Raw genomic sequence first — 21,343 nt, 5'->3', positions numbered from 1 at the left:
GATCTGTTCGCATCCGCCGAAGCCGCGGCGGCGCAAAAGACTGGGGCAGCGCGCGCAGCCTGTTCGACCGTTTTCAGGCGGCCATGGCACACCATCTGGCGATGGAGGAAACCGTGCTGTTCCCGGCGTTCGAAACCCGCACCGGCAACAGCATGGGGCCGACGCACGTCATGCGCATGGAACACGAGCAGATGCGCGGTCTGATGCAGGATATGGCGGGAGCGGTCGCGGCAGGCGACCGGAATGCCTATCTCGGCCTCTCCGAGACGCTCAACATGCTGATGCAGCAGCACAACCTGAAGGAAGAAAACATGCTCTATCCCATGTCAGATCAGGTCTTGAGCGGCAACCGCGACGACCTCATCCGTTCCATGCAGGCCGTCGCATGATCGAGCCGGCAGACGAGATCCTCGTCGACGCACGCGAGCTGGAGCCGCCCGAGCCGATGGAAAAAGTCTTGCGGACGCTGGCGCTGCTGCGCCCCGGCCAGTCAATCCGCTTGCTACTTCACCGCGAGCCGTTTCCGCTCTACCCCTGCTTGCCGAGCGCGGCTACCGCCACGCCACGCGGATGGAAGCCGATGGCAGCTACGTCATCCTGATCCACCCGGCCGGCGCAGCGGATGCACGCTGACAGGCTCGCCGCCCCATGAGCACGCAAGCCGGCCTGTCCTTCGAGCAGGCACCCCCGTTCTCACTGCCGTTGCAGTTTTTCCTGTCGGCTCCGTTGTTTCTTCTGGCCGCTGCCCTGCTGGTCGTCATGGACCCGGCGTCGTTGGCCTCACGCTGGACGCCGCAGGCGCTCGCCCTCACTCACGCGCTCACGCTGGGTTTCCTCGCCATGGCCATGCTGGGCGCCCTGATGCAGATGCTGCCGGTGGTGGCCGGGTCGCCCTTGCCCAGGCCGCGCGCAGTGGCCTGGCTTGCTCAGGTGCCGCTGGCTCTGGGAACGCTCTCGCTGATGGCGGGCTTCCTGGCCGCCGAACCGATCGCATTCGGTATCGCTGTCGTCCTGCTGGGTGTCGGTTTCGCCGTCTTTCTCGCCGCCGCGGCCGTCAGCCTCGTACGCGCAACCAGCAATGTCACGGTCTGGGGCATGCGACTGGCGGTGTTGAGTCTGGGCCTGACGTTCATACTCGGCCTGACACTGGCTCTGATGCGGGCCGGCGTATGGATCCCGCCAGCCCGCGCAGCCGCACTCGCTGCCCATCTCGCCTTCGGCCTGCTTGGCTGGGTTCTGCTGCTGGTCGTCGGCGTCGCTTTCCAGGTCGTCCCGATGTTCCAGATCACGCCGCCTTATCCGACCCTGCTTGGTCGCTGGCTGACGCCCGGGCTGTTCGTCCTGCTGCTAATCCACGCCGCCGCGCCGGGCCTGCCGCCGCGCGCCGGTGTGCTCGTCGAGGCCGGTCTCTCCGCCGGCATACTGCTGTTTGCCGTCACCACCCTGAGGCTGCAAACACGTCGGCGTCGGAAACTGCCTGACGTCACGCTCGATTTCTGGCGTCTGGGCATGGCCAGCCTGATCGCCAGCGTGACCGTCTGGACCGTGGCCCAGTCCAGTCCTGCCTGGGCGGACAGCGATGTCTATCCACTATTACTGGCCGTGCTGTTCATTGGCGGGTTCGCGGTGAGTGTGGTAAACGGCATGCTCTACAAGATCGTGCCGTTCCTGGCGTGGTTTCATCTACAGGCGCAGCTGCAGGCTCGCGCAGGCAGCATTCCCACGATGAAGGACATGATTGCGGAAAGCCACACGCGTTGGCAATTCCGCTTTCATCTGGTTGCCTGCGGATTGCTTACTGCGGGCCTTTTCTGGCCATTGCTGGCGCGCACGGGCGGCCTCATGCTGGCGTTGTCGGCGCTGTTGCTGCAGATCAACCTGCTGTCGGCAGTCCGCCGGTTCTACCAGCATGGTGGGCGTTTCACTTGACGGACGTGTACACGCCCCGAAGGGATCAGCCCGTGCTCCAGGCGCGTGGCCGTTTCATCCCGGCGATCTTGCATGCCTGCTTGACATAGCCATAGGCGAACAACTTGAAGAGCGCATTGCGCGCATCGGCGCCCAGTCGATTCGACAAATGCTTGATCACATAGCGCGCATCTGGCGCGATCTGATGTTCTTCGTAATATTCACGCATGAAGCGTATGACATCCCAGTGTTCGTCAGTCAACCTGACGTCTTCTGTGAGCGCGAGTTGTTCGGCCACGGCTTCGTTCCACTCGCCGGGTTCGACCAGATAGCCCTCTTCATCGAGGGCAGGTAAGCTTACGGTTGCATCCATCGTTCAACCTCCTTAGAAATGCCCGGCACCACGGCACCAGGCGGCCAAAAACGCGTGCATCCTTGCATCAGGCCAGGGCGGGTATGAGTCCTAACATGACCAGTATCACCCACGCGATGAGACCCAACGCAGTGACGGTGTAAGCGATATCGATGGCGATGAGGCCTTCGTCGATTTTCAGGATGCTCTGCACACCTCGGAAAATCAGGACGACGGATCCGACCAGTCCCAAGGTGACGCCGACCATGATCAGCAGGACCTGATCGTAGAAGAGCACCAGCGACGACAGCCAGAGAGGAACCGGCGCGATCGCCGCCAGCGTGAAGGCCGCCCGGTCGCTGCTTTCGATTCCCTTGCTGCGCGCGACCGACTTGATTGTCCATGCCATGAGCGGAACCGTCAGCATTTCGGCCATGAGGAAGAACAGGGCTGCCAAGCTCCATGCCATGCCGGGCGTGTCAGGAAACAGGAGGGTGCCGACATGATGGCCGGCGTATTCGAGCATCAGGGGCGGAACCAGCGAAAACGGCAGGACAAGCAGGATGAACAGCTTGAGTGCGGACGGCTGGGTCTGCGACAAGGTACTCCAGCCATGTGGGGACGTGAAAAGCTTGTGGATATGCAGGATACCCATGGAAATCTCCTCTCTGGACATGCCACCACGACAGCCATTCCCGACCGCGGCATCAAGACCCACCCCAGCGAATACGGCCACGACTTATTTATATCACAGCATGATATAAAATCCAGTCCATCTTTTCAGAGCCTGAACATGACGTCATCCCGCCTCAGCAAACAAGACTTCGAAACGCTTTCCCATTTCCGCTATCAGCTCCGGCGTTTCCTGCGTTTCAGCGAAGAGGCGACTCACCAGCGCGGCATCACCCACCTTCAATACCAGTTGCTATTGCACATACGCGGCTTTCCGGGCCGCGAATGGGCCACGGTCGGCGAACTGGCCGAACGCCTGCAGGCCCATCATCACGGCGTGGTTTCGCTGATCTCGCGGTGCGAGAAACTGGGGCTGGTGAAACGCCAGACCGGGCGCGCCGACAGGCGCTCGGTTGAGGTGCATCTGACGCGCGCAGGCCACACGATACTGAACGACTTGGTGACACAACACCGTGAGGAGTTGCTCCGGCTGCAAGGCATTTTCCACGTACCCGGGGCAGATGAGCTGGACACCGGTCCGTAGCGCGGGCAAAGGACTCGCGAGCCGTCCGCCTTCAACAGGCAAGGGCCGGGAATCGGCTATCCGCCAGACAGGAAAAAGTCGCACACGGAAATCGCATCCTGCGTCTATAATATTCATTCCATTTACATCTTTAAGGACGGCTGCTATGAATGCCCATCTCCATCTTCGTCAGGATCAGGTCTATCCCTTCGACGCGCGCGGAATCGCCAAGCGTTTCCGCCATGCCGCCATTTTTGGCGCGCTGGATGCACTGAACGCTGGCGAACGCATGCGCTTCGTCAACGATCACGACNCCTTGCCCCTGCTCGACCAGCTCCGTAACCGCTATGGTGAAACGGTCGACATCCAGTATCTGCAGCGCAATCCAGGCGAGATCGTGATCGACTTCATCCGCAACTGAGCACGAACGGTGTTGCCGGCGCTGGTGTGCCTGGCCCTGGCTGCCTTCGTCGCAGCCCTGCTGGGTTCGCTCCATGCCGGACGCGTCGTCACCCTGCACCTGATCTTGGCGGTGGGCGCGATGCCGCTGATCTTCGGCGCCATGGGCCATTTCATCCCGGTGCTTACCCGGACACGCGCGCCCGGCACAGGATTCGCCGGCCTGCCGATCCTGGCACTGGCGGGCGGCGTCCTTGCCGTGGCTGCATTCGGCTTCCCCGACATGGCATGGNGGCGCTACGCGGGCGCATTCCTCGCACTGATGGCCGCCGGTTTGCTGCTCGCCTGGAGCCGGCGCCGTCAGGCCGGAATGCTCGGACGCCCCCATCCGGGCCTGGCTTGGTACGTAGCCGCCCTGGCCTGTCTCGCATGCGCCCTGCTCGCCATCCTCGCGGGCATATTTTGGCCGCAGCAATGGGCGGGGTTGCGGCGCCTCCATCTTCATCTCAACACGCTCGGATTCATCGGATTGACGGCCGTGAGCACGCTTGCGGTGCTGTTGCCGACCGTGGCCGGCAGGCCCGACCCACAAGTCGCCCCGTGGTTGCGCCGCAACCTGCCGTGGGCCGTGGCCGGCACGGTGCTGGTCGCTGTCGGTGCGGCATGGTTCGGTCCGCTTGCCGGGCTCGGCGCAATGTTATGGGCAGTTCCGCTGGGGCGGCTCGGAACCCGCTGGTTACGGCTTTATCGTGCTGAAATTTTTGCGTGGCACGGCGCCGCGCCACTACTCGCCGCCGCACTGGCCGGATTCGCCGTCAGTATGGTGTTCGGTGCCGCCGCAGCCGCTTTTCCAGTGTCGACGCCTACATCGGCATTCGTCGCCGGTTTCCTGCCCNCCNTGGTATCCGGCGCGGCCAGTCAGCTGTTGCCGGTATGGCTGCACCCGGGCATGCAAGGCGAGTGGCATGCCGCACTGCGCAGCCGCCTGGGACGCTACGGCGGCACCCGCGCCGCACTGTTCTGCCTCGGTGGTATTGCGGGCGGCATGGACCAGGAATGGGGGCTGTTTCTGAGTGCGGCTACGCTGCTGTGGATCATGCTGCAAACTAGCGCGGCCCTGATGCAGGTGCGAGCCATACCACTGGACAGACGCTCATCCTGAAAGTCTCCCTCCGGCCAGCTTATGGCGTGGGTGGGTTGTGTCGCCAACACACGCACCGAAATGGACGCGGCGACGAACTTACCGGTGCCTTAAGCATGGCGTATGGATACAATCCGATTTGCGGGGAATGTCCGACCCTGTGAACGCGGCCCTCGACACGCTTGTTCCAGGGCCCGCGTCAACCTGGGAAGACAAGGGATAGTTGCGCCACCTCAGACAGACAGGCGTTCCAGCGTCTGTTCACCGAGGGAACGGTCCGACTGCCAACAGTACTCAATAAGGAACAAAATGAAACGTGTGGATGATTTCCGCCTGCGCTTCGGCAGGCAGGAACTGGTGCCGATCGTCATCGGCGGCATGGGCGTGGATATCTCCACCGCTGAACTGGCGCTCGAAGTCGCGCGTCTCGGCGGCATCGGCCACATCTCCGATGCCATGGTGCAGACCGTGTCCGACCGGCGTTTCGACACCAAATTCGTCAGCGAGAAGCTGAAGAAGTACAAGACCAATGCCGCCAACAGCGACAAATCCAATGTGCACTTCAACCTCGCGGTGCTCGAAGAAGCCACGCGCTACCACGTGGGCCGGACCATGGACGCCAAGCGCGGCGACGGCATGATCTTCATCAACTGCATGGAGAAGCTGACCATGAATGCACCGCGCGAGACGCTGCGCATGCGCCTGTCCGCCGCGCTCGACGCCGGCATTGACGGTATCACGCTGTCCGCCGGCCTGCACCTCGGCTCGTTCGCGCTGATCGAGGACCATCCGCGCTTCCGCGACGCCAAGCTCGGCATCATCGTCTCCTCGCCGCGCGCGCTGGCGATGTTCCTGCGCAAGAACGCCCGCCTCAACCGCCTGCCGGACTTCGTCGTGGTGGAAGGGCCGCTCGCTGGCGGCCATCTCGGCTTCGGCATGGACTGGGCGAAATATGACCTTGCCACGATCGTCGCCGAAGTGCTGGCGTACCTGAAAGCCGAACATCTCGATATTCCGGTGATCGCCGCCGGCGGCATTTTCACCGGCAGCGACGCCGCGGCCTTCCTCGAACAGGGCGCGGCCGCCGTCCAGGTGGCCACGCGCTTCACCGTCACCACGGAATGCGGCCTGCCCGACAAGGTCAAGCAGGAATACTTCAAGGCCAGCGAGGACGACATCGAGGTCAACACGATTTCACCGACCGGTTACCCCATGCGCATGCTCAAGGGCAGCCCAGGGATCGGTTCCGGCATCCGCCCCAACTGCGAGGCCTATGGCTACCTGCTCGACGCCAATAGCCGCTGCGCCTACATCGACGCCTACAACCGCGAAGTGGAATTGCACCCGACGGCCAAANAAGTGAAGGTCATGGACAAGACCTGTCTGTGCACCCACATGCGCAACTTCGACATCTGGACCTGCGGCCAGACCGCCTGGCGGTTGAAGGACACCACACGGCGCGCACCGGACGGCAGTTACCAGGTGCTCAGCGCGGAACATGTCTTCCGCGACTACCAATTCAGCATCGATCAGAAGATCGCGCTGCCGCCTGACGCTGCCGAGAAGCCCGAGGCCTGAGCACCCGGGCGGATTTATCCCACTATGTCGCCATCAGGCGCCGGGCCGCGCGCGCCAGCGGCGCTGGCAGGCGGTTCAGTACTGCATCGGGATCCAGGGCGTCGAGCAGATTCTTGACGATGAGACCGAGTTCGGTGTCGCCTTCGCTCACCAGGCGGCGGCTGAAGAACAGGGTGTCCGGGTCTTCGCGGCGGATGAGCAGCAGCAGGAAGTCGCGGGCGGTCGCGCTGATGGTGAGATCGGGTATGCCGCTGTCCGGCGCAAATCCGCGCGCGGTGACGGTAAAGCGCAGGCTCAACCCCAGGTCCTTCACCCGGATGGCGTAGCGCCGGCCGACCAGCGGCTGCCAGTCGAGCGTCTGTAGCGCGGGCCACAGCAGGCGGTTGACCGCGACTGAAAACGCGCGGCTGGGCGGCGTGGCGGGAAGCCGGGCAATGAGGCTGCCCAGGGGTGCAGGCACGGCAAGATTCAGCATGATCGCTCCAATCCTGAAGACAGGCATCAACGCATGGCGTCGACCCAGTTGTTGGGGGTTTCGTACAGCCGCACCCGCTGCAGCCTGAGCTGGTTGCCGAAGGTGTCGACATAGGCCGCATCGAGGATGCGGAAGGCTTCGTCGGCGAGGTTTTCTGCGGTGGGCACCACCGGCAGCACGACCGTCTTGTGGCCGGGCAGCGACGCCAAGAACTCGACCACGGCACGATCGCCCTGATACACCAGAAAGGCGTGATCCCACTGGTCGACCAGCACACGACTGGCGATGCGCTTCACGTCGGAGAAATCCATCACCATACCCTGGTCCGCTGCGCCTTCGGTGCGGATGATCTCGCCAGCAAGCGTGATCTCGATGGCATAGCGATGGCCATGCAGATGGCGGCACTGGCTGGTGTGATTGGGAATGCGATGGCCGGCATCGAACTCCAGTCTGCGCGTGATCAACATATCAGGCCTGCCGCACCGCGCTGTGTTCCAGGCCGGCCCGGCCATGCCAATATCCGTCGACCGCCAGCCCGGGCATGACGCGCGCCAGCCTTTCCGCGGCACCGGCCTCGCCTGCCAGCGCCGACTGGAAGGCATCGATCACACGTTCCATGTGGCGCGACTGCGGCGACAGGCGCAGGCTGGCGACGCCGAGGTCGCGCAGGGCGGGCAGTTCGCCGATCAGGGTGTAGACCCCGGCCGACTGCGTCTGGATGCCATTGAGCGTGAGGAAGGGCGCCCCTTCGCGAGTGGACAGCGCCAGCCCGTCCGGATGGTCGAGACAGCGGAACTGGCAGTCGTCCTTGGGCAGGTTGTAATGGCGCGCGGTAAAGCAGCGCGCGGAATATGCCAGCGGCAGGCGACCGTAGGCGAACACCTCGGTTTCCATCCCGCCTGGAGCCTGTTCGAGCAGGGACGCCAGCGTGGCGCATGACATCTCCACCGGCGGCAGCCAGCGCCGCGCACCCAGTTCGGCGAGCATGCCCAGCGTCTCGGGATTGTAGACATTGAGCGTGGATCCGGCGACGAATGGCGTTCCCGCCTCGGACAGCAGACGCACCGCGCCCCATTCGTTGGCCTCGACCAAAAANCGGCCATCGGAAACGATGCGGCGCAGCGTCTTCAGGTCGGATTCCGACTCGATCAGCGTCTGGGTGGAGAGCACCACTTCCTTGCCGGCAGCGGCGAGTTGTTCGGCCAGTGCCAGCCAGTCGGGCAGACGCAGCAGGTGGCGACGCGAGCACACGCTCTCGCCCAGATAGACGCGCGCCACCGGCCAGCGTGTTGCCTCGTCATAGAAGGCGAGCACGTCGTCACGCGACCAGTAATACAGCAAGGGGCCCAAGCTCAGATTCATGTCTGTCTCACTTCCAGGGCCGGTGGTAGGCGCCGAGCGTATGGCTCTGCCCTTCCGACAGTTTGTTGAGTTCGGCCTGCCAGGCGGGTGCAGGCTTGAAGCCGTCGGCATTTTTCTTCACTGCGTCGATGGCGGCACGCCACACTTTCGTCACCTGCGCGACATAGGCCGGGCTGCGCTGGCGGCCTTCGATCTTGATCGCTGCGATGCCCATCTTCAGCATCTCGGGCAACAGGTCGAGGGTGTTGAGGCTGGTCGGCTCCTCGATCGCGTAATAGGTGTCGCCGCCGACCTCAAAGCGGCCCTTGCACAGGGTCGGATAGCCTGCCTTCTCGTTCTTGCCGTAGCGGTCGAGCAGCACGCCATTGAGGCGCGATTCCAGCCCGGTTGGCGTGTCCGTCCACTGCACCGCTTTGGCCGGCGAACACACGCCGGCCGAGTTGGGCGATTCGCCGGTGCAGTAGGAGGAGAGCAGGCAGCGCCCNTCGACCATCACGCACAGGCCGCCGAAACCGAACAGTTCGATCTCGGCGTCGGTGTGCTTCACCACGTTTTCCACCTGCGGCAGCGACAACACGCGCGGCAGCACGGCGCGCTGGATGCCGAAATGCTCGCGGTAGAAATTCACCGCCTCGTAGCTGGTGGCCGAGCCTTGTACCGACAGATGCAATCTGAGTTGCGGATGGTGCCTGACCGCGTAGCGCATCAAACCGGCATCGGCGAGGATCACCGCATCCATGCCCAGCTTCGCCGCGCGATCGACCGCGTCGGTCCAGCGGGTCCAGGTATCGGGTTGCGGGTAGGTATTGAGCGCAAGCAGGACCTTGCGGCCGCGATCATGCGCATAGCGTAGTCCTTCCGCCGCCTGTGCCTCGTCGAAATTGAGTCCCGGGAAGGCGCGCNNGTTGGTGTTGTCGCGAAACCCCATGTAGACGGCATCGGCGCCGTGGTCGATGGCAGCCTTGAGTGAAACCAGGCTGCCTGCCGGACAGATCAGATCAAGCGGCATGGATATTCTCCCTCCACATCCGGCCCGCACGCGCGCCCTGCCGGCTGCCGCGCCGTGTCAGTTCGTCGGCGATGCCGTTGAGCACGTCCCACTTCTTGGCGCACCACGCAGGCGCAAGCAGGATGTCCGGCGCAGCGGTCCCGGTGACGCGGTGGTACACGACCTCCCACGGCGTGCGCTCGATCAGGTCGGCAGCGATGCGCGTATAGGACACCTCGTCGAGCGGCTCGTACTCACCGCGTCTCCATTCGATGGCCAGCCGGGTGTGCTTCACCACATGCAGCGGGTGCAGCTTGAGGCCGTCGACGCCGACCTCGAGCACGCGATCGAGGCTGACGTGGCTATGCGATGCATCCTCGCCCGGCAAGCCGACGATGAGATGGCAGCACACCGGGATACCGCGCGACCGGGCCGCCCGCGTCGCCGTCTCGTATTCGGCGAAGCCGTGGCCGCGATTCACGCGCGCCAGCGTGTCGTCGAAGGACGATTGCAGGCCGAGCTCCAGCCATACCTCGTGGCCAAGCGCACGGTATTCCGCCAGCAGATCCAGCACCGGCGCAGGCACGCAATCGGGCCGCGTACCGATCGCCAGCCCCATCACGTCGGGGCGGCCAGCGCCGCATCATAGAGCGCACGCAGTTCGTCCACATGCGCGTAGGTATTGGTATAGGCTTGGAAGTAGGCGATGAAGCGGCGTGCCCCGGTACGGCGTGCGATGCGTCCGCGCGCGCGGTCGAACTGCGCGGCGAGCGGTGCCGGATCGCGCGCACCCGGCGCGAAGGATTTGTTGTTGCAGAAGGTGCAGCCGCCGATGCCCTTGCTGCCGTCGCGATTGGGGCAGGTAAAGCCGGCATCGAGCGCGACCTTGTGCACCGTTCGCCGTGCCGCTCCAGCATGGCGCGGCCAAAGGTATGGACAAGATCGGCGAGGACGCTCACGCTGCCAGGGTCTCCAGACGGGATGCCGCCGGAACAGGCTTCACGCCGGTGAGCAGGTAGTCGATCAGCTCCTGCACCGTGCGGATTTCGCGGCCGAATGGTAGCGTCTCCGAACCGCGGAAGAACAGTCCCTTGCTGACGTCGCCCTTGAGCGCCGCGACCAGTTGCGAATCGATGCAGAACTGCCCGGCTTTCTCGAGACCGTCGCGCAGGCCGCATTGCGTCAGGCAGTGCAGACCGATGGCACAGCGCTTGGGGTCGGCCTTGGCACACGCCTGAAGCTTGGACTCGCGCTTGAGGTAATTGGCGAGCCAGGGNGTTTTCACCGCGCGTGCAGGCAGGCCGGCCACGCTCATGAAGGTGACGATGTCGTCGGGTTTCGCCTCCACCAGCACGCGCTTGAAGTTGGGATGGGCGTCGCCCTCGGCGGTGACGGCGAACGGCGTGCCGACCTGCACGGCGCTGGCGCCCAGAGCCAGTGCGGCCAGCAGTTTTTCATGGCTGTTGATGCCGCCGCCGACGATGACCGGAATCTGCCCGCGCGCGATGCCCATCTCGTCGAACACCTTGAAGATGCCGGGCAGCACTTCGCTGAAGTCGAAGCGCGCATGGGCGAGGTCGGCCGGGTTGGGCGCGCCGAGATGGCCACCTGCGTAACGGGGATGCTCGATCACGATGGCATCCGGCAACCGTCCGCCGCTCCCNGAATTTTTCAGGCGTGCCCATTTCCTGAGCAGGATGGCGACGCCGCGCGCATCGGACAGAATCGGGACCAGCGCGACGTCGGGATAGCCCGCGGTCAGCTCAGGCAGATCGAGCGGCAGCCCTGCCCCCATCACGATCGCCTGCGCACCCGAGGCGCAGGCCTGGCGGACATAGGCCGGATGCGCGTCCACCGCCTTCATCACATTGACCGCCACCAGACCCTTGCCCGCCGCGATCGCCAGCGCAGCCCTGATCTCGCGGTCGAGCGCGATCAGGTTCAGGCGGTTGAGTTCGTCCTTGTCGCGGCAATGCTTCGCCTGCTCCATCAGGTCGGCGTGATGGTGCCGCAGGTCGATGCTCGCGATCGTGCCCATCGCGCCCGCGCACGCTACCGAACCCGCCAGCCTATGGGCCGACACGCCCACTCCCATGCCACCCTGCACGATGGGCAAGNNGGTGTGGCCGCGTAGGGCCAGAGTGGGAGACGCCGTCATGCCGAGCCTTCGATTCCTGCAAAGCAGGCATTATAACAACTTGAAGACCTTCTTATCTCAATAACCCATCTGTAATCGCGGACTTTCCCGCTCTTCAGGGCGGCCGGGGTTCACCCGCCCCGCCTAAACGCCTACAATGCCGGGTCTACTGGCTGGCCCTCTATTCCGTTTCCAAATCAGGTGTGACGCGAAGACGAGCCGCAGACAGTGCAACTAGCACGGCAGAGCGTGGTTGTTGACGCTTCAGCGTCTATACAACCACGGCCTACCCTGCGGGTAAGGCGAAGACGACAAAGTCACAGTTGATTTGGAAACGGAATCCCGCATGTTCACCGGCATCATTCAATCCATAGGCCGCATCCACGAATACGAAGCACGCGGCGCCGACGCGCGCATGGTCATTCTCGGCGGCGGGCTGGATNTTTCCGACGTCGGCCTGGGCGACAGCATCGCAGTCAACGGTGTCTGCCTGACCGCCGTGGCGCTGACGCCGGACAGCTTTACCGTCGACGTCTCCGCCGAAACCCTGCGCGTCACCGCGGGTTTCGTGCCGGGCGCCGAGGTCAATCTGGAGAAGGCGCTGCGGCTGGCCGACCGACTGGGCGGCCATCTGGTATCCGGACATGTCGACGGCGTCGGCACAGTGCACCGCTTCGCGCCGGTCGGCGAATCGCATCTGCTGGAAATCGAAGCGCCGCCCGCGCTCGTCCGCTACATCATCCGCAAGGGGTCGATCACGGTGAACGGCGTGTCGCTGACGGTCAACAAGATGGACAACACGCGCTTTGCGCTGAACCTGATTCCGCATACGCTGGAAATGACCACGCTCAAGCATCTGCAGGCGGGCAGCCGCGTCAACCTCGAAGTCGACATGATCGCGCGCTACGTCGAGCGCATGATGCAATTCACCCACACCACGGACAAAGACTGATGAGCCTCGCCTCCACGCTTGAAATCATTGAAGAACTCAAGGCCGGCCGCATGGTCGTGCTGGTCGACGAGGAGGACCGCGAGAACGAGGGCGACCTGGTGATGGCGGCCGAGCACGTCACGCCGGACGCAATCAACTTCATGGCCAAATACGGGCGCGGCCTGGTCTGTCTCACCTTGACCGACGACCGCTGCCGCCAGCTCGGTCTGAAGCAGATGGTGAACGACAACCAAACACCGCACGGCACCGCCTTCACCGTGTCGATCGAGGCGGCCGAAGGCGTGACCACCGGCATCTCCGCTGCCGACCGCGCGGTCACCATCCAGGCCGCGGTCAAGAAGGGCGCCAAGCCGACCGACATCATCCAGCCCGGCCACATCTTCCCGCTACGCGCGCAACCCGGCGGGGTGCTGGTGCGCGCGGGCCACACCGAAGCCGGCTGCGACCTCGCCGGCCTGGCCGGACTCGAACCTGCCTCGGTGATCTGCGAAATCCTCAAGGACGACGGCACCATGGCACGCCTGCCCGACCTGATCCCGTTCGCGCAGGAACACGGCGNNAAGATCGGCGCCATCGCCGACCTCATCCATTACCGCAACCAGACCGAAAGCCTGGTCGAACGCGCCGCCGACCGCCTGATCCAGACGGTGTACGGAGCCTTTCGCCTGGTCGCCTACCGCGACACCAGCGCCCGCGAAACCCATCTGGCGCTGATCAAGGGCGAGATCCACGCGGACCGCGAAACCCTGGTGCGCGTGCACGAGCCGCTCTCCGTGATGGACTTTCTCGACGTCACCGGCGGCGGCCACTCCTGGCCGATCCTCGGTGCGATGGAACGCATCGCCGAATCGCAGTCCGGCGTCATCGTGTTGCTGCACCGCCCGGAAACCGCCGAGGCGCTGCTGCACCGCATCAACCCGCCGCCGGCCGACAGCCGCAAATACGACCTGCGCGACTACGGCATCGGCGCGCAGATCCTGCGCGATCTCGGCGTCGGCAAGATGAAGCTGCTGGCGAGCCCGCGCAAGATGCCGGCGATGGACGGCTTCGGGCTGGAAGTCACCGGCTATTCCGAAAAAGCATGAGCCACTGATAAAAGGACGCACCATGGGAACCAACAAGGACACCTTCTCCGAACTCGACCCCGCCTATCAGGGCAAGGGCCTGAAATTCGGCATCGTCATGAGCCGCTTCAACCGCGATATCTGCGAGGGCCTGCTGTCAGCCTGCGAAGCGGAGCTGCTGCGGCTGGGCGTATCCCGGAACGACGTGCTGCTGGTCAACGTGCCCGGCGCGCTCGAACATCCGCTGGCGCTGCAGGAACTGGCGCTGTCCGAGAAATACGATGCACTCATCGCACTGGGCGCGGTGGTTCGCGGCGACACCTATCATTTTGAAGTCGTCTCGAACGAATCCGCGCGCGGCATCATGGACGTCCAACTGAACACCGGCGTGCCGATTGCCAATGCCATCCTCACCCTCGATACCGAAGAACAGGGCCACGCCCGCATGGCCGAAAAGGGCCGCGATGCCGCACGCGCAGCGATCGAAATGGCCAACCTGCTGAAACGTCTCTGAGATGGCCGGTTCCCGCAAGACTGCACGCGAATTCACGCTGCAAGGCGTCTACGCCTGGTTGGTAGGCGGTGCAGACGTCACTCTGATCGCCACCAATCTCAAGGAGGACGAGCAGTTCAAGCGCGCCGACGAGGATTATTTCCGCACGCTGCTCTACGGTGTGCTCAAAGAGGAGGACATGCTGAGTTCGCGGATCGCGCCCCTGCTCGACCGTCCGCTCGCCGAGCTTTCGCCGATCGAACGCGGCATCCTGCTCATCGGCACGTATGAACTGCTGCACTGTCCCGACGTGCCCTGGCGCGTCGCCATCAACGAAGGCGTCGAGCTCGCCAAGAAATTCGGCGGCACTGATGGCCATAAATACATCAACGGCGTGCTCGACAAGCTGGCGCAGGACGTGCGTGCCGTCGAAATCGCGCACGCGAAGAAGAAAGGCGTGAGCGGTGAACAGTAAGCAGTGAGCGGAATCCGCTCCCGCTTTCCCCTTCCCGCTCACCAACATGGAATTCGACCTCATCGCCAGACACTTCACCCGCGCCACTCCCGGCGCGGTATTGNGGGTCGGCGACGATTGTGCGCTGCTGGCGCCGACCCCGGGCATGCAGCTGGCGGTGTCGTCCGACATGCTACTCGAAGGCCGCCATTTCTCGCCGCAGGACAGCCCCGCCGGGCTCGGCCACAAGTCGCTGGCGGTGAACCTGTCCGACCTCGCCGCGATGGGTGCGACGCCGCGCTGGGCGACGCTGGCCATCGCGCTGCCGGAAGAGAACGATGCCTGGCTCACCGCGTTCGCGCGCGGCTTTTTCCGCATGGCCGATCAGCACAGTATCGAACTCGTCGGCGGCGACACCACGCGCGGCACGCTGACGATCAGCATCACGGTGATGGGTGAAGTACCGCCAGGGCAGGCGCTGCGCCGTGACGGCGCCCAGGTCGGCGACGACGTGTGGGTGTCCGGCGTGATCGGCTCGGCCGCCCTGGCGCTGGCCTATCGCCAGGGACGTCTCTTCATGGAACAGATCGATGCCGCCAAGGTGCTGCCCGCGCTTTACCTGCCGACGCCGCGTATCGAGCTTGGTTTGGCGTTGCGCGGACTCGCATCCAGCGCGATCGACATTTCGGATGGATTGCTGGGCGACCTCGGTCACATCCTGGAACGCTCGCACGTCGGCGCCACACTTGAGTTTTCCGCCTTGCCGACGCTGCCGGTGACGCAGGCCTACCTGCATGAAGCGGTTGCGCGCGACTGCGTGCTGGCGGGCGGCGACGACTACGAGCTCTGCTTCACCGCCCCTGCCAGCAAGCGGAATGCGGTGCTGGCAGCCGCCGCATCCGCGGGCGTGACGGTCACGCGCATCGGCCACATCCATGCCGAGCCTGGCCTCACCGTCAACGATGCCAACGGTCAGCCGCTACATGTCGATAAAACGGGATACGACCACTTTGCAACCTGATTTCCGATTCCTGCTTGCCCATCCGGCACACCTGATCGCCCTCGGTTTCGGCAGCGGACTCGCGCCAAAGGCGCCGGGCACCGTCGGCACCGTACTCGGCCTGCCGCTGTTCTGGTTGATTGCCGCCACTGCACCGGACCTGCCGAATCGGATCATTCTGCTGGTCGCCGCATTCCTCCTGGGAATCTGGGCCTGTGGCCGCACCGGCCGCGCGCTCGGCGTGCCCGATCACGGCGGCATGGTGTGGGACGAAATCGTCGCCTTCGCGCTGGTGCTGCTGTTTGCGCCGCCTGGCTGGCTGTGGATCGGATTGGCCTTTGCACTCTTCCGGCTGTTCGATATCCTGAAGCCTTGGCCGATCCGATTTGCCGACACGCATCTGAAAAACGGCTTCGGCGTGATGTTCGACGATCTTCTGGCGGCAGGCTATGCCATCGCCGTGATCAAGGGATTGCAATGGCTCGTGTAAGCGACGAAGAACTCCATCAACTCGCCACCGAACTCGGCGACAGGCTGCGCGCACGCGGCTGGATGCTGGCTACCGCCGAGTCGTGCACCGGCGGCTGGGTCGGCCAGTTGGTCACCGCCCTCCCCGGCAGTTCACAGTGGTACGAACGCGGCTTCATCACCTATGCCAACGCCGCCAAGGTCGAAATGCTGGGCGTATCCGAAGAAATCCTCGCCGCCCACGGCGCGGTTTCCGAGCAAACCGCCGGTGCCATGGCCGCCGGCGCCCTGAGGCACAGCCACGCTCAGGCGGCCCTCGCCATCTCCGGCATCGCCGGTCCCGGCGGCGGCACCCCGCAAAAACCCGTCGGCCTGGTCTGCTATGGCTGGGCGCTGGCGGACGGTACCGTCATGTCCTCCACCTGTCGCCTCGACGGTGACCGCGAGGAGATCCGCTCGCGCGCGGTGGCGGCAGCGCTACGCGGATTGATCGAATTGGTTGGGTGAGTGGTGAGTGGTGAGGATTTTGCCACTTCCTGTTCATGCTTACCGCTCGCTGAAAGCCCACGCCGCGAACGGCTCGATCTCGTCTCGGTTCAACAGCATCAACTGGTAGGCGTTCGGGTTCATCGTGTGGTCCGGCGTGGTGTCGACCCCNAGCCGCTGCAGCACGTAACCCAACAGGGCACGCCGCACCTTCACCTCGACGACGTCGCCGCTCGCGCCATAATCCAGCAGCAGGCTCTCGCGCCTCGGTACATCGAGCCCGCGGTGCGGTGCGAGTTGAAGCGTCACCCGCTCCACCCAGTCGTCGTCATACTGCTCGCCGGATTCGGCAGCCGCCTCCAGGCACTCAGCGGCCATCACGCGCGACAGCACGAAATCCCGGAAATCGCAGGTGTCTTCGCTATACGCCCGCACATGCCAGCGCAGTCCGGTATTGACTAGGGTATGCGGCTCAAGCACCCGCTCCGCACGGCTCTCGCGCCGGGACAGGGAGCGGTAGGCAACGCGCAGCTTGCGACGGCCATAGATGGCACGGGTGATCTGCGCCAGGGTCTGCGGGCCGGGCAAGCGGGCAGGCAAGGGCAGCGATGCGGTCGGCAGGCCATAGACCAGCGCGTCCCCATACGGCCCGTTCGCCACCGCTAGGTTGGCGGCGATGACCGGTAGCACGGCAACGGGCGACAGGTCGGCGAACACCGCGGTAAACCCCGCGCCCGGCACGAAGCCGAACACGCTGTGGTTGTAGACAAGGTTGCCGGGCGCCAGGTCACCGTAGAGCTTGAGGTCCTTGGTCGCCGCCGGATCGGACAGGCCGAATGCCCGGGCAACGTCGCTGCGCGTCACGAGCCCGGCGTACCAGGCCATGATCTCGATGTACTGCAGCCGCTGGCGTGTCGCCCACTTCACGTCCAAACGCATTTTNTCTTTTGGAATCATCGTGCTCGCTCCGCTCGAGCCATAGTGTTCGAAATTATAGGGCGGTGGACACCAAATACAATCTATCAAGTTGTATTTAATACATAGGTGATATTTTTATTGACACTATCAAATATATATCCTACATTGCTCTCCATGCAGACGGCTTTGCTGCCTGCCTTTCACGCAACCCGACCACCAGGAGAGAGAGAACCATGGCATCCNCCGCATTGGCAGAAGACAAATCGAAGGCGCTCGCCGCCGCGCTCGGCCAGATCGAAAAGCAGTTCGGCAAGGGTTCGGTCATGCGCCTGGGCGACCATGACGTCTCGCGCGACATCCAGGCCGTCTCCACCGGTTCGCTTGGCCTCGACATCGCGCTCGGCGTCGGCGGCCTGCCGCGCGGCCGCGTCATCGAGATCTACGGCCCGGAATCATCCGGCAAGACCACGCTCACGCTGCAGGTCATTGCCGAAATGCAGAAAATGGGCGGCACCGCCGCCTTCATCGACGCCGAACACGCGCTCGACCCGGTCTACGCGCAANAGCTCGGCGTCGACGTCGACAACCTGCTGGTCTCGCAGCCCGACACCGGCGAACAGGCGCTGGAAATCGCCGACATGCTGGTGCGCTCCGGCTCGGTCGACGTGGTCGTGGTCGACTCGGTCGCCGCGCTGACGCCCAAGGCCGAAATCGAAGGCGAAATGGGCGACTCGCACATGGGCCTGCAGGCCCGCCTGATGAGCCAGGCGCTCAGGAAGCTTACCGCCAACATCAAGCGCACCAACACGCTCGTCATCTTCATCAACCAGATCCGAATGAAGATCGGCGTCATGTTCGGCAACCCCGAGACCACCACCGGCGGCAACGCGCTGAAGTTCTACGCCAGCGTACGCCTCGACATCCGCCGCACCGGCGCGATCAAGAAGGGCGACGAAATCATCGGCAACGAGACCAAGGTCAAGGTCGTCAAGAACAAGGTGTCGCCGCCGTTCAAGGAAGCCTACTTCGACATCCTCTACGGCCAGGGCATCTCGCGCGAGGGCGAGATCATCGAACTCGGCGTCGCCCACAAGCTGGTCGACAAGTCCGGTGCCTGGTACGCTTACAACGGCGAGAAGATCGGCCAGGGCAAGGACAACGCGCGCGAGTTCCTCAAGGAGCACCCCGAGATCGCCCACGAAATCGAGGCCAAGATCCGCGCCGCCGTCGGCGTCAACAACCCGGGCGCGATGATCGAGGACGAGGATGAAGTCGAAGCCTGAATCCGGCGACCTGCGTGAGCGTGCCCTGCGCCTGCTGGCGCGGCGCGAGCACAGCCGCGCCGAACTTGTCCGCAAGCTCGCGCAGGCAGGCTTTACGCTTCGCGACATCGACGTGCTGCTGGACGAATTCGAGGAAAAGAACTGGCTGTCCGACCGGCGGTTCGCCGAAAGCTACGTGGCCGACCATAGGGCCAAGACAGGCAGCATAAAGCTCGCTTACGACCTGCGGCAGCGGGGCGTGAGCGAGACCGTCATCGGGAAGGTGCTAAGCGAGAACTGCGACAGTGAACTCGAACGGGCGCAGGAAGTGTGGCAAAAGAAATTCGGCACAGCGCCCGCCGATGCAGCTGAGAAAGCCAAGCAGATGCGTTTTCTGCTAAACCGCGGATTTAGCCTTGAGGTTATACGACAAACCCTAACGCACATTGACTGAGCAAAGAACAACGTCTATGCAACTCTGACTAAGCGCTGGCTGGTTTTGCTCGTCTCCGGGCAGTTACACGAAAAGCCTACCTGAAAGGTAGTCCGTCTCTTCACATCAGTGTGATGTTTTACACTAATCATTGGCCTATCTTTCTTGCTATCTGCGTCAAACGAATATCAATGTTCTCGTTGAAATTAGCCGGCAAGATAAATGCCTTACCGGCTCTAGAATCTGACCGCACTTTTCTTAATTGTCTTTCAATCGTATTCAGTTCAACAACTTGCCGTGGTTCGGCTCGCTGACGCAGAATTTCAACTGCGAGAAGTTGTTGGTCCCAACGAACAAGCACATGCCGCATGGATGCAGCGAGCAGTTGTTGCGCTCGTAGCGGGTGGCCTTCAAGCACATCAAGACGTGACAGCGTAATCATGCTATCGGCATGAAACGGGTCTAGGCGCAGATTCTGCGTCAAAATCTCGCGCGCACGCTTCAGTGCGACACCGGATTCAAGAAAATTCCGATATTGGGCAAGCAAGCGTGCCTCAAGCACACCGTAATCTGGTCTATTGAGAGTTTGGGTTCGTGCAATCTCATAGCGATCAAGCGTTTCCTGAAGTAGTTCCTTCTGCAAATTTACGCCGGTCATGCTGATGCCATCACTTTCTTTTAACGCATCTTCGCTGACTCTCAACATGACCTGCTGGGCAATAGTTGAATGAGGCTGGATCGCAGTAATTAGTTTTGCCATTTGGTATGAAGTGGCTGTTGGCCACACAGTCCGTAACAGCATGAGCCCCGATTGCGACCCGGTCAGCATGGTTTGCGCCATAAGCTCGATCACTAACGGGCCGGCAAGCAGCAAGAGTAAAAANCCAGTCATTATGACTTTTGTGCCTCGCCCAAGCTTAGCCAAGCCATTTCCTAGACTCACGTATCTGACGCCAGCGGGATGAAGGAGCTGGACGGCTCGCGCAGCCAACAAGCCTGCCAAAATATTCATAAAGGCGAANGTAAAAATAAAATTTAAACCAGCATGAAAAAATAAGGCCAGAACAGCGAGCAATAGCCCAGTAGCCTCTAACCCATGGAAACTTTGTTGCAATGCCAAGCTGCGTTTCAAGTGCAGCAGCAGGCCCACAAGGATCCCAAGCAAGAGAAGCAGCGCTGCCCCCTCCGCTGCAAGCTGCAGGTAATCATTGTGCGCATACAAGCCGCCAGTTGAATATTCACTCGGGTCGCGATATGCGGGATACTCGGCAGCGAACGTCCCNCAACCCGTGCCGGTGATAGGGTGATCGCGCGCGATCTGCACAGTGGATTTCCACAGCAGAACCCGAGCGCTGGTGGAGGCATCGTGCGCCGGACTGAGCGCGCGATTTCCAACACTCAAACCCAGCAGGTTGGCCGCGCCCAAGTATCCCGTCAGAGCGATCGCGAGGACAAGGACAGGGACACTTTTGCTACGCGTTCTTTGATAGCCCGCCCATAGAGCGAATGGCATAAGCAGCAGCCAAGTCAGAATCGCTCCACGCGACTCGCTCGCAAACAGGGTCGTGGCGATCATAAGTAGCCCCAGTGCCATCAAAATCAGGCGCCAGCGCAAGGCTCGATCACCGAACTTGCCCATGAAGTAAACACAGGAAACGAACCAGAACACGTTCATCAGCGCCGCGAAGGCATTCTTGTCGAGCAAAGGTCCCACGGGATATCCGAATCCATAGCCTGTAACGACCTGCCACAAACCCCATAGCGCCAATACCGGGCCAGCAAGCAACAAGACCGTCCGCATGGCAGACCAGATCTTGTCTGAGTTGGGCGTCATTCCCCACGCCAAATAGGANAGGGGAAGACACGCAAGCACCCACGCTGCCAACCAGCTTATCCGAGGAATGTCACTCCACCATGCCACAATGACCAGCCAGACAGCATAGACAAACATCCATCCACTGAGTGGGTAACGTGTCCAATGTCCCGCCATAAATGTTTGGCGTATTGCCAGCACAGTCCAGACAAGCAGAAGCAGGGCCGTTAGCGCAGTGCCCGTAAAGACAAACCCGGAGCAAATTACAGCTGGGACAAGAGCCAAATAAATCATGCCGAGAACACTGAAAAATATCTGCGATGGTTAGAAGATGAAAAGGGGCGGAATCAATGCCTGACTGATAATACTCGCCGAGTGATGTTGTAACGAGAAAACCGCCAGATGTTGGAGTTGATTTGTCTCGGCCCCTGTCAACATGACTGAAAACTTTGGGCATGCGAATTT

The 21,343-nt window shown here is 62.8% G+C and carries 27 protein-coding genes; 16 read left to right on the top strand and 11 right to left on the bottom strand.

Annotation, left to right across the window (positions count from 1 at the left end; all coding sequences use genetic code 11):
• Window positions 1-83 precede the first annotated feature (83 nt).
• Genes HZY77_RS15415 through HZY77_RS15405 form a run of 3 tightly spaced genes read left to right on the top strand, consistent with a single transcriptional unit; the run spans window position 84 to window position 1,929 of the window.
• Window positions 84-389 (top strand): hemerythrin domain-containing protein, encoded by a 306-nt coding sequence (locus tag HZY77_RS15415; protein ID WP_296816667.1) that lies wholly within the window; start codon window positions 84-86, stop codon window positions 387-389.
• Window positions 386-601 carry a DUF2249 domain-containing protein gene (locus HZY77_RS15410; RefSeq protein WP_296816664.1) on the top strand — a complete coding sequence of 72 codons (216 nt, stop codon included), beginning with the start codon at window positions 386-388 and terminating at the stop codon, window positions 599-601. Before HZY77_RS15415 ends, HZY77_RS15410 begins: the two co-directional genes overlap by 4 nt.
• Before the next feature lie 47 nt (window positions 602-648).
• Window positions 649-1,929 (top strand): hypothetical protein, encoded by a 1,281-nt coding sequence (locus HZY77_RS15405; RefSeq protein WP_296816662.1) that lies wholly within the window; start codon window positions 649-651, stop codon window positions 1,927-1,929.
• Between the two features lie 25 nt (window positions 1,930-1,954).
• Here the strand turns inward: HZY77_RS15405 and HZY77_RS15400 are convergent, their stop codons facing one another.
• Together HZY77_RS15400 and HZY77_RS15395 are read right to left on the bottom strand one after the other, a co-directional pair.
• Complete coding sequence (locus tag HZY77_RS15400) at window positions 1,955-2,281, bottom strand: TusE/DsrC/DsvC family sulfur relay protein (protein ID WP_296816660.1); 327 nt, start codon at window positions 2,279-2,281, stop codon at window positions 1,955-1,957.
• Between the two features lie 67 nt (window positions 2,282-2,348).
• Entirely contained in the window at window positions 2,349-2,915 is a 567-nt protein-coding gene (locus HZY77_RS15395; protein WP_296816658.1) for a YIP1 family protein, read from the bottom strand.
• 138 nt (window positions 2,916-3,053) lie between these two features.
• Here HZY77_RS15395 and HZY77_RS15390 point away from each other — a divergent pair, with 138 nt between their 5' ends.
• The 4 genes from HZY77_RS15390 (at window position 3,054) to HZY77_RS15375 (ending at window position 6,573) form a co-directional block, all read left to right on the top strand.
• Window positions 3,054-3,476, top strand: coding sequence for a MarR family winged helix-turn-helix transcriptional regulator (locus HZY77_RS15390; RefSeq protein ID WP_296816656.1), 423 nt, complete (start codon window positions 3,054-3,056; stop codon window positions 3,474-3,476).
• Window positions 3,477-3,621: 145 nt separating this feature from the next.
• Window positions 3,622-3,876 (top strand): DUF2249 domain-containing protein, encoded by a 255-nt coding sequence (locus tag HZY77_RS15385; RefSeq protein WP_296816653.1) that lies wholly within the window; start codon window positions 3,622-3,624, stop codon window positions 3,874-3,876.
• A 9-nt stretch (window positions 3,877-3,885) separates the two neighbouring features.
• Complete coding sequence (locus HZY77_RS15380) at window positions 3,886-5,016, top strand: hypothetical protein (protein WP_296816651.1); 1,131 nt, start codon at window positions 3,886-3,888, stop codon at window positions 5,014-5,016.
• Between the two features lie 288 nt (window positions 5,017-5,304).
• Window positions 5,305-6,573, top strand: coding sequence for a nitronate monooxygenase (locus tag HZY77_RS15375; RefSeq protein WP_296816648.1), 1,269 nt, complete (start codon window positions 5,305-5,307; stop codon window positions 6,571-6,573).
• Window positions 6,574-6,595: 22 nt separating this feature from the next.
• On the opposite strand, the gene HZY77_RS15370 is transcribed toward HZY77_RS15375, so the two are convergent.
• The 7 genes from HZY77_RS15370 to HZY77_RS15340 form a co-directional block, all read right to left on the bottom strand.
• Window positions 6,596-7,048, bottom strand: coding sequence for an SCP2 sterol-binding domain-containing protein (locus HZY77_RS15370; protein WP_296816646.1), 453 nt, complete (start codon window positions 7,046-7,048; stop codon window positions 6,596-6,598).
• 26 nt (window positions 7,049-7,074) lie between these two features.
• Window positions 7,075-7,515 carry a 6-carboxytetrahydropterin synthase QueD gene (gene queD / locus HZY77_RS15365; RefSeq protein WP_296816644.1) on the bottom strand — a complete coding sequence of 147 codons (441 nt, stop codon included), beginning with the start codon at window positions 7,513-7,515 and terminating at the stop codon, window positions 7,075-7,077.
• Between the two features lies 1 nt (window position 7,516).
• Window positions 7,517-8,410 carry a U32 family peptidase gene (locus HZY77_RS15360; RefSeq protein ID WP_296816641.1) on the bottom strand — a complete coding sequence of 298 codons (894 nt, stop codon included), beginning with the start codon at window positions 8,408-8,410 and terminating at the stop codon, window positions 7,517-7,519.
• Between the two features lie 7 nt (window positions 8,411-8,417).
• Entirely contained in the window at window positions 8,418-9,419 is a 1,002-nt protein-coding gene (locus tag HZY77_RS15355) for a peptidase U32 family protein (protein ID WP_296816639.1), read from the bottom strand.
• Window positions 9,409-10,017, bottom strand: a complete 609-nt coding sequence (locus tag HZY77_RS15350; RefSeq protein ID WP_296820930.1) for a TIGR01212 family radical SAM protein — start codon at window positions 10,015-10,017, stop codon at window positions 9,409-9,411. The genes HZY77_RS15355 and HZY77_RS15350 overlap by 11 nt, the downstream gene beginning before the upstream one ends.
• On the bottom strand, window positions 10,017-10,292 hold the full coding sequence (locus tag HZY77_RS15345; protein WP_296816637.1) for a hypothetical protein: 276 nt from the start codon (window positions 10,290-10,292) through the stop codon (window positions 10,017-10,019). Before HZY77_RS15345 ends, HZY77_RS15350 begins: the two co-directional genes overlap by 1 nt.
• A gap of 61 nt (window positions 10,293-10,353) precedes the next feature.
• On the bottom strand, window positions 10,354-11,556 hold the full coding sequence (locus HZY77_RS15340) for a nitronate monooxygenase family protein (RefSeq protein ID WP_296816634.1): 1,203 nt from the start codon (window positions 11,554-11,556) through the stop codon (window positions 10,354-10,356).
• Window positions 11,557-11,881: 325 nt separating this feature from the next.
• Here HZY77_RS15340 and HZY77_RS15335 point away from each other — a divergent pair, with 325 nt between their 5' ends.
• The 7 genes from HZY77_RS15335 to HZY77_RS15305 all read left to right on the top strand — a co-directional run bounded on the left by HZY77_RS15335 (window position 11,882) and on the right by HZY77_RS15305 (window position 16,473).
• A complete protein-coding gene (locus HZY77_RS15335) occupies window positions 11,882-12,487 on the top strand; it encodes a riboflavin synthase (protein ID WP_296816632.1) in 606 nt (201 codons plus the stop codon).
• On the top strand, window positions 12,487-13,572 hold the full coding sequence (ribBA, locus tag HZY77_RS15330; protein WP_296816629.1) for a bifunctional 3,4-dihydroxy-2-butanone-4-phosphate synthase/GTP cyclohydrolase II: 1,086 nt from the start codon (window positions 12,487-12,489) through the stop codon (window positions 13,570-13,572). The genes HZY77_RS15335 and ribBA overlap by 1 nt, the downstream gene beginning before the upstream one ends.
• Window positions 13,573-13,594: 22 nt before the next feature.
• A complete protein-coding gene (gene ribH / locus HZY77_RS15325; RefSeq protein WP_296634652.1) occupies window positions 13,595-14,065 on the top strand; it encodes a 6,7-dimethyl-8-ribityllumazine synthase in 471 nt (156 codons plus the stop codon).
• A gap of 1 nt (window position 14,066) precedes the next feature.
• On the top strand, window positions 14,067-14,519 hold the full coding sequence (nusB, locus tag HZY77_RS15320; RefSeq protein WP_296816626.1) for a transcription antitermination factor NusB: 453 nt from the start codon (window positions 14,067-14,069) through the stop codon (window positions 14,517-14,519).
• A 46-nt stretch (window positions 14,520-14,565) separates the two neighbouring features.
• Complete coding sequence (gene thiL, locus HZY77_RS15315) at window positions 14,566-15,519, top strand: thiamine-phosphate kinase (protein ID WP_296816623.1); 954 nt, start codon at window positions 14,566-14,568, stop codon at window positions 15,517-15,519.
• Window positions 15,509-15,988, top strand: coding sequence for a phosphatidylglycerophosphatase A (locus tag HZY77_RS15310; RefSeq protein WP_296816620.1), 480 nt, complete (start codon window positions 15,509-15,511; stop codon window positions 15,986-15,988). The genes thiL and HZY77_RS15310 overlap by 11 nt, the downstream gene beginning before the upstream one ends.
• Window positions 15,976-16,473: a CinA family protein gene (locus HZY77_RS15305; protein ID WP_296816617.1), complete on the top strand. Its 498-nt coding sequence runs from the start codon at window positions 15,976-15,978 to the stop codon at window positions 16,471-16,473. Before HZY77_RS15310 ends, HZY77_RS15305 begins: the two co-directional genes overlap by 13 nt.
• 39 nt (window positions 16,474-16,512) lie before the next feature.
• On the opposite strand, the gene HZY77_RS15300 is transcribed toward HZY77_RS15305, so the two are convergent.
• Window positions 16,513-17,409, bottom strand: coding sequence for a WYL domain-containing protein (locus HZY77_RS15300; RefSeq protein ID WP_296816614.1), 897 nt, complete (start codon window positions 17,407-17,409; stop codon window positions 16,513-16,515).
• A gap of 209 nt (window positions 17,410-17,618) precedes the next feature.
• On the opposite strand from HZY77_RS15300, the gene recA reads away from it, so the two are divergent.
• Both recA and recX read left to right on the top strand, forming a co-directional pair.
• A complete protein-coding gene (recA, locus tag HZY77_RS15295) occupies window positions 17,619-18,653 on the top strand; it encodes a recombinase RecA (protein WP_296820929.1) in 1,035 nt (344 codons plus the stop codon).
• On the top strand, window positions 18,637-19,086 hold the full coding sequence (recX, locus tag HZY77_RS15290) for a recombination regulator RecX (RefSeq protein WP_296816611.1): 450 nt from the start codon (window positions 18,637-18,639) through the stop codon (window positions 19,084-19,086). Before recA ends, recX begins: the two co-directional genes overlap by 17 nt.
• Before the next feature lie 127 nt (window positions 19,087-19,213).
• Here the strand turns inward: recX and HZY77_RS15285 are convergent, their stop codons facing one another.
• Complete coding sequence (locus tag HZY77_RS15285; protein WP_296816608.1) at window positions 19,214-20,899, bottom strand: O-antigen ligase family protein; 1,686 nt, start codon at window positions 20,897-20,899, stop codon at window positions 19,214-19,216.
• Window positions 20,900-21,343: the final 444 nt, after the last annotated feature.

Source organism: Thiobacillus sp. (assembly GCF_013693775.1).
GTDB lineage: Bacteria > Pseudomonadota > Gammaproteobacteria > Burkholderiales > Thiobacillaceae > Thiobacillus.
The sequence above is the reverse complement of the archived record's forward strand: the minus strand, read 5'-3'. Positions and strand labels throughout refer to the sequence as shown.